Source organism: Streptomyces sp. GMY02 (assembly GCF_019056675.1).
GTDB classification, from domain to species: Bacteria; Actinomycetota; Actinomycetes; order Streptomycetales; family Streptomycetaceae; genus Streptomyces; species Streptomyces odonnellii.
Window position 1 is genome coordinate 2,628,289 of sequence record NZ_CP077658.1, and the last position, 12,219, is coordinate 2,640,507.

At 69.0% G+C, this 12,219-nt stretch carries 8 protein-coding genes; 3 read left to right on the forward strand and 5 right to left on the reverse strand.

What is annotated here, in order from left to right; genetic code table 11:
* Nucleotides 1-184: 184 nt before the first annotated feature.
* Nucleotides 185-1,669 (reverse strand): penicillin-binding protein 2, encoded by a 1,485-nt coding sequence (locus KQY30_RS10900; protein WP_217306662.1) that lies wholly within the window; start codon nt 1,667-1,669, stop codon nt 185-187.
* Between the two features lie 173 nt (nt 1,670-1,842).
* Between KQY30_RS10900 and mrdA the strand changes: the two genes are divergently transcribed.
* On the forward strand, nt 1,843-3,915 hold the full coding sequence (mrdA, locus tag KQY30_RS10905) for a penicillin-binding protein 2 (RefSeq protein ID WP_217306663.1): 2,073 nt from the start codon (nt 1,843-1,845) through the stop codon (nt 3,913-3,915).
* A 115-nt stretch (nt 3,916-4,030) separates the two neighbouring features.
* Here mrdA and KQY30_RS10910 read toward each other — a convergent pair whose 3' ends face one another.
* Entirely contained in the window at nt 4,031-5,386 is a 1,356-nt protein-coding gene (locus KQY30_RS10910; RefSeq protein ID WP_254407065.1) for a D-alanyl-D-alanine carboxypeptidase family protein, read from the reverse strand.
* A 218-nt stretch (nt 5,387-5,604) separates the two neighbouring features.
* Here KQY30_RS10910 and KQY30_RS10915 point away from each other — a divergent pair, with 218 nt between their 5' ends.
* Nucleotides 5,605-6,033: a hypothetical protein gene (locus tag KQY30_RS10915; RefSeq protein ID WP_217306665.1), complete on the forward strand. Its 429-nt coding sequence runs from the start codon at nt 5,605-5,607 to the stop codon at nt 6,031-6,033.
* 389 nt (nt 6,034-6,422) lie between these two features.
* Here KQY30_RS10915 and KQY30_RS10920 read toward each other — a convergent pair whose 3' ends face one another.
* From KQY30_RS10920 to KQY30_RS10930, 3 genes are all read right to left on the reverse strand, one after another.
* Nucleotides 6,423-7,832: an MFS transporter gene (locus KQY30_RS10920; protein WP_217306666.1), complete on the reverse strand. Its 1,410-nt coding sequence runs from the start codon at nt 7,830-7,832 to the stop codon at nt 6,423-6,425.
* Nucleotides 7,833-7,968: 136 nt separating this feature from the next.
* A complete protein-coding gene (locus KQY30_RS10925; RefSeq protein WP_217306667.1) occupies nt 7,969-9,513 on the reverse strand; it encodes an aldehyde dehydrogenase family protein in 1,545 nt (514 codons plus the stop codon).
* 152 nt (nt 9,514-9,665) lie between these two features.
* Entirely contained in the window at nt 9,666-10,595 is a 930-nt protein-coding gene (locus tag KQY30_RS10930; protein WP_217306668.1) for a 2OG-Fe(II) oxygenase family protein, read from the reverse strand.
* Nucleotides 10,596-10,774: 179 nt separating this feature from the next.
* On the opposite strand from KQY30_RS10930, the gene lat reads away from it, so the two are divergent.
* The gene (gene lat, locus KQY30_RS10935; protein ID WP_217306669.1) at nt 10,775-12,142 is read left to right on the forward strand and encodes an L-lysine 6-transaminase; all 1,368 of its coding nucleotides are present in this window, start codon (nt 10,775-10,777) and stop codon (nt 12,140-12,142) included.
* Nucleotides 12,143-12,219 lie beyond the last annotated feature (77 nt).

Genomic DNA, 12,219 nt, shown 5'->3' on the forward strand with positions numbered 1-12,219 from the left:
AAGACAAGGTTGGCGCGAATCAGTCGTTCACCGCCACTCCCTGCCACTAACTCTGGACTAGACCACTGGAGGAATTCCCTCCCGAGCGGCCTTCTTTCCGCATTGAACCGGATTGAATTGGCTCGATCCCGTCGAACCCGGCCGCATGACGCCGAGTCCCCGCCCCTGCCTCATCGCGTCCCGCTCACTGTTCCAGAACGGCCTTCATCACATTCCGCGCGATGGGGCCGCCCAGGCTGCCGCCCGAGATGTCCTCGCGCGAGATGTCCATGTCGGTGGGGTCGATGAAGACGGCCACGGCGACGGACGCGCCGTCGGACTTCTTGCCGTACGAGACGAACCAGCCGTACGGCACCTGGTCGTTCACGTCCACACCACGCTGCGCCGTCCCGGTCTTGCCGCCCACCGTGATGCCGTCGATCAGGGCCTTCTGGGCGCTGCCCTCCTTGGCGGTGTGCTCCATCATCTCCCGTACCTTCGCGGCCGTGCCGGAGGAGACGGGCTCGCTCATCACCTGGGGTTCGTTCTTCTCCAGGGTGCTCAGATCCGGGGACCGCAGCTCGTCGACGATGTACGGCTGCATCAGCTTGCCGTCGTTGACCAGCGCGGCGGTCACCATGGCCATCTGCATCGGAGTGCTGGTGAGGCTGCCCTGGCCCATACCGGTCAGCGCCGTACCGGGCTTGTCCAGGTCCTGCGGGTACAGGCTCGCGGTGGCCCGCAGGTCGCCGAAGACGTCCGAGTAGACGTCCTCGTTGAAGCCGAACTTCTCGGCCGTCTCACGCATCCGGTCCTGCCCGAGCTCGACCGCCGCGTCGAGGAAGACGTTGTTGCAGGAGTACTGCATGGCGGTCTTCAGTGACGCCTTGTTGCAGACGGCGTTCCCGGCCTCGCTGCCGACCTCGTTGGTCGACTGCGGCAGGGGGTACGGCGACACCGCGTCCGAAGCGGCGTCGATGTCCGTCACCACACCGTGCTCCAGCGCCGCCGCCGCGGTGAGGATCTTGAAGGTGGAGCCGGGCGGGAAGGTCTCGCGCAGCGCGCGATTGGCCATCGGCTTGCCCTTGTTGTCGTCGAGCGCCTGGAACGTGTCGCCTTCCTTGAAGGTGTTCCCGGCGAAGGACCCGGGGTCGTACGAGGGGGTCGAGACGAGGGCGAGCACCTTCCCCGTACGCGGGTCGAGCGCCACGACCGAGCCGCGGGCCCCGAGGTCGGTGAGTCCCTTGTACCCGGCTTCCTGCGCCCGGGGATCGATCGTCGTGATCACATCCCCGCCGCGCCGTTCCTTTCCGGTGATGATGTCCGTGAAGCGCTGGAACGCGAGCCGGTCGTCCTGGCCGCTGAGCACGCCGTCGTACGTCTTCTCCAGCAGGGACATGCCCATGGTCTGCGAGGCGTATCCGGTGACCGGCGCGTACATGGGGCCGTTCTTGTAGGTGCGCTTGAACTTGAATTCCGCGCCGTCGACCTCCGCCGAGCCGGTGACCGACGCGCCGCCCACCACGATGTCGCCGCGCGGAGTCGCGAACTGCTTGATCTGTACGCGTCGATTCTTGTCGTCGTTGGCGAGTTCCTCGGCCTTCACGAACTGGAGCCAGTTGGCTCGAATCAGCAGCGCGAGCATCAGAAGTCCGCAGAAGATGGCTATGTGTCTCAGCGGCCTGTTCATATCGCACCGTCTCCGGTGGCCGGACCGCATACGGTCAACTGGCGGGCGGTGGTGGCCACTTGTCGCTGTGACAAAGCCAACAGAGTAAATCGGACCTGGGGCGTAAGGTAAAGCACCATGTGCGGCAGCCTAGTTGATATCCAATTCGGCAACGGCACGGTGGGGGATCACGCGTGACCAATATTCCGGAGACGGGCCGGACCCCACGGGTTCAGCTCCGGCTCGTCGTCATCCAGGTCCTTGCCTTCTCGCTGCTTCTCACCCTCGGCGGCCGGCTGTGGTATCTCCAGATCCGGGAGAGCGACGCGTACGCCGAGGAGGCCTCCGGCAACCATGTGCAGCGGGTCGTCCAGCCCGCGGTACGCGGCTCGATCCTGGACGCTCGCGGAGTGCCGCTCGCCGACAACGAGACCCGGCTCGTCGTCTCCGCCTCCCGCACCGAGCTGCTGACGATGGAGGACGACGGCAAGGAGGTCCTCACCCGGCTCGCCGGAGTCCTGGGCATGCGGCCCGAGGACGTCATGGACAAGGTCCGGCTGTGCGACGCCGAGACACCACAGCCGTGCTGGAACGGTTCGCCGTACCAGCCGATCCTCATCACCGACGAGGCCACCGCCCAGCAGGCCCTTCAGATACGCGAGCGCGCCGAGGACTTCCCGGGCATCGTCACAGAGCCGGCCGCCGTGCGCCGCTACCCCGGCCCGGGCGGGGCCGAGACCGCGCAGGTGCTCGGCTATCTCTCGCCCGTCACCGACGACGAGGTCCGGCGGGCCCAGGACACCGACTCGCCGTATCTCCGGTCCGACCAGGTGGGACGGAGCGGTCTGGAGCGCCAGTACGACAAGGAGCTGCGCGGCAAGGCCGGTGTCACCCGCTACGAGGTCGACAATCTCGGCCGGGTCCTCGGCCAGGGCGAGAACGACCCGGCGGAGCCCGGCTCGCATCTCGTCACCAGCATCGACTCCCGCGTCCAGCGCGTCGCCGAGTACGAGCTGAACGAGGCGATGAAGGACGCCCGCAAGGAGTGGGACCGGAACACCAACGAGTACTACAAGGCGGACTCCGGCGCGGTCGTGGTGATGGAGGCGAAGACCGGCCGCGTCGTCGCCATGGCGTCCAACCCGGCGTACGACCCGAACGCCTGGGTCGGCGGGATCTCCGCCAAGGACTACGAGAAGCTCACCGGCGAAGCCTCCAACAACCCGCTGCTGAACCGTGCGATCCAGGGCCAGTCGGCGCCCGGCTCGATCTTCAAGGTCATCCCGACCACGGCCGCGGTCAACGCGGGCTACTCGTTCGACGGACCGTACGACTGCTCCAGCTCGTACTCCATCGGCGGGCGGGCCTTCGGGAACTTCGAGGCCAGGGCGTACGGTCCCATCAGTCTCGGCCGGGCGCTGGAGGTCTCCTGCGACACCGTGTTCTACCGGCTGGCGCACGAGGAGTGGCTGAAGGACGGCGGCACGACGCCGAAGAAGGACGCCAACGACTGGTTCTACACGACGGCCCACCAGTTCGGCCTGGGGAAACCCACCGGGATCGATCTGCCCAACGAGGTCGGCGGCCGGGTCCCGGACCGCCAGTGGAAGCAGGAGTACTGGGAGGCCAACAAGGACGCCTGGTGCGCGCAGGGGAAGAAGAACGGCAGTTACACCGAGCGGATCGCGTACGAGAACTGCCTCGAAGGCAACAAGCTGCGCGCCGGTGACTCCGTCAACTACTCCATCGGGCAGGGCGACACCCTGGTCACCCCCATCCAGATGGCCAGCATCTACGCAGCCATCTCCAATGGCGGCACCCTCTACACGCCCACCGTCGGCAAGGCGGTCGTCAGCGCCGACGGCAGGAACGTGCGGGAGATCGAGCCCGAGTCGCACGGCAGGCTGCCCATGACCAAGAAGACGCGCGACGAGATCGACGAGGCCCTCGCGGGGGTCGCCACGCGCGGTACGGCCGACTGGCGGTTCGCGGGCTGGCCGCAGGACGAGATCCCGATGCACGCCAAGACGAGTACGGCCGAGGTGTACGGCAAGCAGACCACCTCATGGTTCGCCACGTACACCGAGGAGTACACGATCGTGATGACGATCTCCCAGGGCGGTACGGGGTCGGGCGCCTCGGCGCCCGCCGTGCGCAAGATCTACAACGCGCTGTACGGGATCTCCGAGGACGGCACCATCGACCGCCGGAAGGCACTGCTCCCCACGCCGCAGAAGGGCCTGCCGAAGATCACGCCACACGGATAGGGCCTGTACAGCTAGATCCTTTACGTCTCGGCCGGCGGATCTTCGTGGGTCAGGCCGGGCCGCCGTGGTCCGGGGCTCGCTTTCACGCGGGCCCCGGACCGTACGTGTCCAGGCTCTACAGCCGTGTCAGTTTCGCGCCGAAGGACGGCTCCGCGAGGTCGGTCTTGAGGGCCACCGGTATCTTCCGCGCCTCGGCTCCGGTGCCCACGGTCAGCTCGCTGACCACCGTGCCGGCCTTCGCGGTACGGGAGATGGTGTCGCCGTCGCTGAACGTGAGCTTCAGCTTCTGCCCGGGAACGCCGACCGCTATGAGGTCCTCGGTGGCCACGACCGGTGTCCGGCCGCCGAGACCGTCGTCGACATGCCCGACGACCTGGCCTTCACTGATGGCGACGGCGGAGGTCAGGGCCGTACGCACCGCCTTGATGACCTTCTTGCTGTTGTCCTGCACCAGGACGAGGCTGTCGGCGCCGTTGGGGTCGGGTCCTGGGGCGTGCTGGTCCATCATCGTGCCGAGGATCAGCCGGTCCTCGCCCTCCACGGTCTTGTAGGCCGCCCAGGACAGGGTGCCTCCGGCCGGTGTGTTCGAGCCGGTCTTGATGCCCCGGATGCTCAACCCGGCCATGATCAGGCGGTCGTTGTTGTTGTAGATGCGCCCGTGGCCGGGGATGTCGGCGTTGGGCAGCGCGACGATCGCGCGGAAGGCGTCGAACTCCATGACCGCCTCGGCCAGTTTGAGCTGGTCGACGGCGGTACTGACGGTCTTCTCGTCGAGCCCGCTGGGGTCGGTGTAGGTGGTGTTCTTCATGCCGAGGGCCTTGGCCGCGTCGTTCATCTTCGTGACGAACGCCGTCTGGTCCTGGGACCCGGTGTCCCAACGGGCCAGCAGCCGGCCGATGTTGTTGCCCGACGGGATCATCAGCATCTTGAGCATGTCCTGCTGGCTGAACGTCTGGCCCTCCTCAAGCCCCTCGATACGCGACTCGTCCTCGGACTTGCCGTCTTCCACGGTCTGGGCGTCGACCTCGATCAGCGGCCCCTTCTCGTCCTTCTTGAGGGGGTGTTCGCGGAGGATCACATAGGCCGTCATGATCTTGGCGATACTCGCGGTCGGTACGGGCTTCTGCTCGCCGAACGTCCCGACGCTGCCCGACCCCACAACCGTGACGGCGGCCTGTCCCTGCTCGGGCCAGGGGATGGAGAGGCTGTCGCCCCCGACGGTGAAGGCGGGCGGGGTCGCGCCGAGATCGAGAACCGGATCGGGGAGCGGGCGGAATGTCTGTACGGTCAGGAAGACCAGCCCGAGGAGTACGACGAGCGGCGTCCAGATCTTGAGCCTGCGCACCAGGGTGCGGGCCGGGGACGGTGGCGGCGCGGGGGTGTTGGTGAGCTGCGCGAGCAGGTCGAGCGGGGGGCGTACGTCCTGCTCGGCGGAGTTGACCCGGGGCGCCTCGGCGGACTTCAGGGCCACGAATTCGCTGGTGGGGGGCATCCGGACCGGCGGGACCGGCGGGTGTGTTGGGAACGGGCGCGGGGGACGGTGCGGGCGGGGCGGACGCGGGCGTCACAGGGGTGCGTGCGGCGGGCGGGGCGGGCTTGGCGGCCGGGGCGGGTGCGGTCGGCGGGGTGGGCGCGGCGGGCCGGGCGGGTTTGGCCGTGGGGGCGATCCGGAGTGTGACCGTCGGTGTTGTGACGTCCTGGGTGCTGTCCGAGGATGTGGGCTCGGCGGAGGGCTTGGCGGAGGGCTTGGGCGATTCCGGCTTGCCGGAAGGCGTGGCTGACTGCGTCTCGGCGGACGGCTTGCGCGCGGCGCCGGGCTCTTCGCGCTTCAGTGTCCCGGGTGCCTTGGCCGCGCTGCCCGCCTTCGCCGCGCTGCCGGCCTCTGTCCGCGGGCGGTCGACCGTATCCCCTGCCGTGTCGGTGCCGGCGCTCGCGGGCGACGCCTTGGAGGGGCCGGGGGCCGGGGACCTGGTCGCCGATAAGCCGGCCGTCGCCGCAGGTTCGGGGGCTTTCGCGCGGTCGGCCGCTCCCGGCGCCGGCTGCTTCTCCGCGGCGCCCTTCGATGGCGGCGCCTTCTTCTCGGACGGTTCTCTCGGCTCTCTCGGCTCGCTGTTCTGATCGAGTGTGTCGGGGGATCGGTCCGCCATTGATGTCTCCTTGATATGCCGCGACGCCGCTTCGTGCCCGAACCGGGCGGTGTCGCGTGTTCTGATGCCGGGTGCTTCGGTCCGGCGCGGGCGCGAGTGCTCCCGTACCGCTTCCGTGAGCGCCTTGGCGGCCGGCCCCCGGTGGGCCGTCGGGGCCGTCGCTGTGTCCGGCGCGGGACACGGACCAGGCGTACGGCCGCTCGTCGCGGTCATCGGCACCCCGCCGGGCGGTACGGAACTCGCGCCCGACCGTGACCCTATCGATCTTCGCCCCGCTCCCGCTGCCACCCCTGGCCGTGCGGCCGATTATCTCCTGCGCATCGTTCGCGGTCGTGCGGATGGCGACCGCGGACGGCCCCGTCAGCGCCGAGTGGCGTGTTGCGTGTCACGCAGGGCAGGCAGTACGGGGGTGAGCGCGGCCAGGGCGAGCAGGATCACGGCAATGGCCTGAAACGCGCTCCCGTAACTGTCGGCCAGTGCGGCGGGCGTGGCCCGGATGCCGGAGGTGGCGGTCGCGGTGAGGGTCAGCACCACGGCGAGGCCGAACGCGCCGCCGAACTGCCGTGAGGTGTTCATGAGTCCGGAGGCCGCGCCCGCGTCGGCGGACCCGACGCCGGCGGTGACGGTGGTGGTCAGCGGGGTGCTGAGCAGTCCGCCGCCGAACGAGATCGCCACGGACGGGCCGAAGATACCGGTGAGATAGCCGCTGTCCGGGGCGATACCGCTCTGCCACCAGAAACCCGCAGCGGAGATCAACGCCCCGGTGGCGATCAGCACCCTGGCCTGCACATGCTGCATCAGCCAGGGGATGAGGCGCAGCCCGACCAGGAGCATCACCACCGCGTGCGGCACGAACGCGAGACCTGTCTGCGCGGCGCTGTAGTGCAGCACATCCTGCATGGTCAGCGTCAGGAAGTACCACAACGGAACCTGGCTCGCCCCGGCCAGCACCATCGCCAGGTTCCCCCAGCCGATCCCGGGCAGCCCGAACAGCCGCGGCGGTATCAGGGGGGCCGGGGCGAATCTCGTCTCGACGACCACGAACGCGGCCAGGGCGGCGGTCCCGCCGAGCAGCGGCAGCGCCGTGTCCCGGTCGGTCCAGGCGTGCGTATGGGCCTGGGCGACACCGAGGGTGAGCAGGGTCAGCGCGGCCGTGGCCAGCACCGCGCCGGGCAGGTCGAGCCGTACCCGCCGCGCGGGCGCACCGCGCCGGGCGAGCACCCGGGCGGCGAACAGGATCGCCGGAACCCCGATCGGTACGTTGATCAGCAGGACGGAACGCCAGGACAGATACTCGGTCAGCACCCCGCCGAGCAGATTGCCCGACGCCCCGCCGGCCAGGCTCACCGCCGTCCAGATCGTCAACGCCCTGGTACGCGCGGGGCCTTCGGGAAAGGTGGTGGTCAGCAGGGTCAGGGCCAGCGGGGCGAGCACGGCCGCGCCGATCCCCTGCGCGGCCCGTGCCGCGATCAGCATCGCCGGGCTGGCCGCGACCCCGCCGATCAGACTGGCGACGGTGAACACCGCGAGCCCGCCGATGAACACCCGCCGGTGTCCGTAGAGATCGGCCAGCCTCCCGCCCAGCAGCAACAGCCCCGCGAACGCCAGTGTGTAGCCGCTGACGACCCATTGCAGGCCCGCCGGGGCGAACCCGAGATCCGTCTGGACCGAGGGCAGCGCGACGGTCATCACGGAGACGTCGAACAGGACCAGGAAGTGCGCCGTACATGCCAGGACAAGGGCCGTCGTGGCAGCGGATCTCCCCTGCATGGCTGGGACTCCCCCGGTCGGCTTCTGAGCCGTACGCTCCGGCGAGCGCAGGCGTCGGCGTACCCCCGCTCGGCGCGCCCATGCGGCACGCTCCGTGCCATCCGTGCCACGAGGAATCCGCATGCGAGGAATCCGGCTACGAGGCCGGGGAGAAGTTCACGCCCTGGGCCAGTGCCACATGTCCGGAGTAGTTGACCGTGTTGGTCGCGCGGCGCATATAGGCCCGCCAGGCGTCGGAGCCCGACTCGCGCCCGCCACCGGTCTCCTTCTCACCGCCGAACGCGCCGCCGATCTCCGCGCCCGAGGTGCCGATATTGACGTTGACGATGCCGCAGTCCGCGCCGTCGGCGGCGAGGAACCGTTCCGCCTCGCTCTGGTCGCTGGTGAAGATCCCGGACGACAGCCCCTGCGGCACATCGTTGTGCAGCCGGATCGCCTCGTCGAGGTCGCGGTAGGTCAGGACGTACAGCAGCGGCGCGAAGGTCTCCTCGCGTACGACGGCGGTCTGCGCGGGCATCCGTACCAGGGCGGGCCGGACGTAGTACGCGCCCGGTGCCGCCTCGGTGAGCTGCCGTTCCCCGCCGGTGATCACGGTGCCGCCCTCCGTGGTCGCGCGGTCGAGGGAGAGCCGCATCCTGGTGTGGGCGGTCTCGTCGACGAGCGGCCCGACCAGGGTGGTGTCCTGGAACGGGTCGCCGATCGGGAGCCGGCGGTACGCGGCGGTGAGCCGTTCGACGACGGTGTCCGCGATGTCCTCGTGCACGATGAGTCTGCGGAGCGTCGTACAGCGCTGGCCCGCCGTGCCCACGGCGGCGAACAGGGCCGCGTTCACGGTGAGTCCGAGATCGGCGGACGGGGTCACCACGGCGGCGTTGTTCCCGCCCAGCTCCAGGATGCTGCGTCCGAACCGGGCGGCCACCCGGGGCGCCACCGCGCGGCCCATCCGGGTCGAGCCGGTCGCGCTGATCAGCGGCACCCGGGGCGAGTCGACAAGGCGCTCGCCGGTCTCGGCCCCGCCGAGGACGACCTGGTTGAGACGGGCCGGGGCGCCGGTCTCGGCGATGGCGCGGTCGAGCAGGGCGGAGCAGGCGAGGGCGGTCAGCGGGGTCAGCTCGGACGGCTTCCACACCACGGTGTCACCGCAGACCAGCGCCACCGCGGTGTTCCACGCCCACACCGCGACCGGGAAGTTGAAAGCGCTGATGACACCGACCACGCCCAGCGGGTGCCAGGTCTCCATCAGCCGGTGGCCGGGGCGCTCGGAGGGCATGGTGCGGCCGTAGAGCTGCCGGGACAGGCCCACCGCGAAGTCGCAGATGTCGATCATCTCGCGCACTTCGCCGAGCGCCTCTGAGCGGATCTTGCCCGCCTCGATGGTGACCAGATCGGCGATCTCCCGCTGGTGCTCGGCGAGCAGTTCGCCGAGCCGCTTGACCAGCGCGCCGCGCACCGGCGCCGGGGTGGTCCGCCATTCGCGGAACGCCGTGTCCGCGGCCTCGACGGCGCGGTCGACATCCGCCGGGGTGTCGGCGCGCAGGCCGAACAGGGCGGCGCCGGTGACGGGCGTACGGGCGGTGATCGCGTCGCCCTTGTACGCGGCGATGTCGACCCCGCAGCGCGCCAGGGCCGTCTCCGCCCTGTCACGTATGCCGTCGGTGCCGCTGACTCCTGCTGTGCCCATGGCGGTGCCCTCTCTGTGCCTCGGAACCATGCCTCGGAGCTGTGCTCGGACTTCCTGTGCCCTGGGCATCCCGTGCCCTGGACTTCCCGCACGCCGGACTTCCTGTGCCTCTGGCGGCCGGTGCCCGGTGCCCAGGACCGGACCGCCTATGCCTAAGAACTCGTACGGATGTTGACGTAGTTGCCCTGGATCCAGTCCTTGAACGTGGCGGTCTCGCCGTCCAGGCTGATGTCGAATCCGCACTGCCTGGCCAGCGGGACCGAGAAGGCGAAGTCCGAGTCGGGCCGCAGGAAGAAGACACTGGACGTACGGCTGCTGCCCGCGATCCGGTCCAGGCCCGGCGCCGCGACATGGTGCTTCGGCGCTTTCACCTGGCCGCCGGTCACCAGGGTCGCGACGGCTCCGCAGAAGACAAGAACGGCGTCCGGCTTGGCCGGCAGATCCACGAAAGTGCCGCCGACCTCGCACTGGAGGCTCACAAAGCCATTGGGGCACGGCGTCTGCTGAATCACCGTCACGGTCGACAAATCGTAATGCGGCGCCATACGCAACGGCTCTTCCTCGGCGCTGCGATGTGCCGGGACCTCGGGGAAATACCGGAACCTCAGCAGGGGTTCACAGTTGACGAATGACTCGACGCCACCCTCCGGCTCGGTCCCCGTCGCCTTCAGGACCTGGCGCGCCGCCTCCCGGGTGGCGTCATACATACGGTCGAAGTAGTGCGTCCAGATCCGCTCGAAGTCCCCGGTGGGAAATATATTGTCCGAGGTCCCCATCGAATAGCACATCGAGTAGTCGGTGTAGCTGCCGGTGTTGGTGATCTGCGCGGTGCTCTCCGACTCCAGCCCGGTGAATCCACGGCGGACGGTGGGAACCGGGGAGGTGACGGCCCGCTTCGCCTCCTCCGTACCGTGCTCGAAGAAATCGACGACGACATCCTTGGCAGATTTCTGGTCGGCTTCCGACAGGCTGCTGCCCGTCAGATAAAAAACACCTTTCTCCGCCAGGCAGCTACGGAACTCGTCCTGGCGGAGCCCCTCCTGAAGCTCGGACAGGTGGAACGTCGGTACCGTCGTGTCCATCAACACGTACTGCTCCTCTCGTCACCGCTCGGGCAGGTGGAAGGCGATGAACGTGAAGCACCGTAGCAGCCGCCGCCGATTTCGAACAGGTGCTTTCCTGCCGTTACCGGAAATCCCGGAAGAGAACTCCGAGAGAGCCGGAAGAGGACCTCAAGAGCAGCCCGGGGCAGAATGGCAGCATGGGTGAACAAGAGCACTGTCCTGAACACGGCCTTTCAGTAACGGGAGAACTGAACGCTCAGGACGTGCATAGCGCGCTTGAGCCCCATATGCTTGTGGACGGCTACGACATCGTCCTCGATTTTTCCGCCAGTTCGGGTTCCTGGCTGGTCGACGCCGTTACGAAGAACCGCTTTCTCGATCTCTTCTCCTTCTTTTCCTCGGCACCGCTCGGCATTAATCCGTCCTGCATTGTCGACGACCCGGAATTCATGCGCGAGCTGGCCGTGGCGGCCGTCAACAAGCCGTCGAACCCCGACCTCTACTCGGTTCCATACGCCAGGTTCGTCAGGACCTTCGCCCGGGTGCTCGGTGACCCGCGGCTGCCGCGGCTGTTCTTCGTGGACGGCGGGGCGCTGGCCGTGGAGAACGCTCTCAAGGCGGCCCTCGACTGGAAGGCCCAGAAGCTGGGCCTGGACGAGCGGGCCGTCGACGGTCTCCAAGTCCTGCACCTGGAGCGGTCGTTCCACGGGCGCAGCGGCTACACCATGTCGCTGACGAACACCGAGCCGGCGAAGACCGCCCGCTACCCCAAGCTCCCCTGGCCCCGGATCCCGTCCCCCGCCCTTCAGCACCCGCTCGCCGAGCACGCAGGTGCCAACCGGGAAGCCGAGCGGCGGGCGCTGGAGGCCGCCGAGGCGGCGTTCCGCACCGCGGGCGGCATGATCGCCTGCTTCATCGCCGAGCCCGTGCAGGGCGAGGGCGGGGACAACCATCTCGGCGCGGGCTTCCTCCAGGCGATGCAGCGGCTCTGCCACGAGCACGACGCCCTGTTCGTGCTCGACGAGGTCCAGAGCGGCTGCGGGATCACCGGTACGGCATGGGCGTACCAGCAACTCGGCCTGGCGCCCGACCTGGTGGCGTTCGGCAAGAAGACCCAGGTCTGCGGGGTGATGGGCGGCGGCCGGATCGACGAGGTCCCGGAGAACGTCTTCGCGGTCTCGTCCCGGATCAGCTCGACATGGGGCGGCAACCTCGCCGACATGGTCCGCGCCACCCGGATCCTGGAGACGATCGAGCGTACGCAGCTCTTCGACACCGTCGTCCGGCGCGGCAAGTACTTCGGCGACGGCCTCGAAGCCCTGGCCGCCACGTACCCCGCCGTTGTGACCAATGCCCGCGGCCGGGGTCTGATGTGCGCCGTGGACCTGCCGGACACCCGGCTCCGTGACGAGGTGCTGCGCCGGATGTACCGGGACCACCGGGTGATCGCCCTGCCGTGCGGCGAACGCGGCCTCAGGTTCCGCCCCGCGCTGACGATCGGCGAGAGCGAGATCGATCAGGCCCTTGACGCGCTGGCGCGCAGTGTCGAGCCGCTCGCCGCCTGACGCACCACACGCACTCCCCCCACGCGCAGTCCCCCCACATGTAGTCCCACTCGTCCGCATCCCGTACGACGGAGAGC

What these genes read in the sequence shown, in the direction of transcription:
- KQY30_RS10900 (WP_217306662.1), bottom strand. Translation starts at nt 1,669, where the DNA reads ATGAACAGGCCGCTGAGACACATAGCCATCTTCTGCGGACTTCTGATG.
- KQY30_RS10920 (WP_217306666.1), bottom strand. Translation starts at nt 7,832, where the DNA reads ATGCAGGGGAGATCCGCTGCCACGACGGCCCTTGTCCTGGCATGTACG.
- KQY30_RS10925 (WP_217306667.1), bottom strand. Translation starts at nt 9,513, where the DNA reads ATGGGCACAGCAGGAGTCAGCGGCACCGACGGCATACGTGACAGGGCG.
- KQY30_RS10930 (WP_217306668.1), bottom strand. Translation starts at nt 10,595, where the DNA reads ATGGACACGACGGTACCGACGTTCCACCTGTCCGAGCTTCAGGAGGGG.
- lat (WP_217306669.1), top strand. Translation starts at nt 10,775, where the DNA reads ATGGGTGAACAAGAGCACTGTCCTGAACACGGCCTTTCAGTAACGGGA.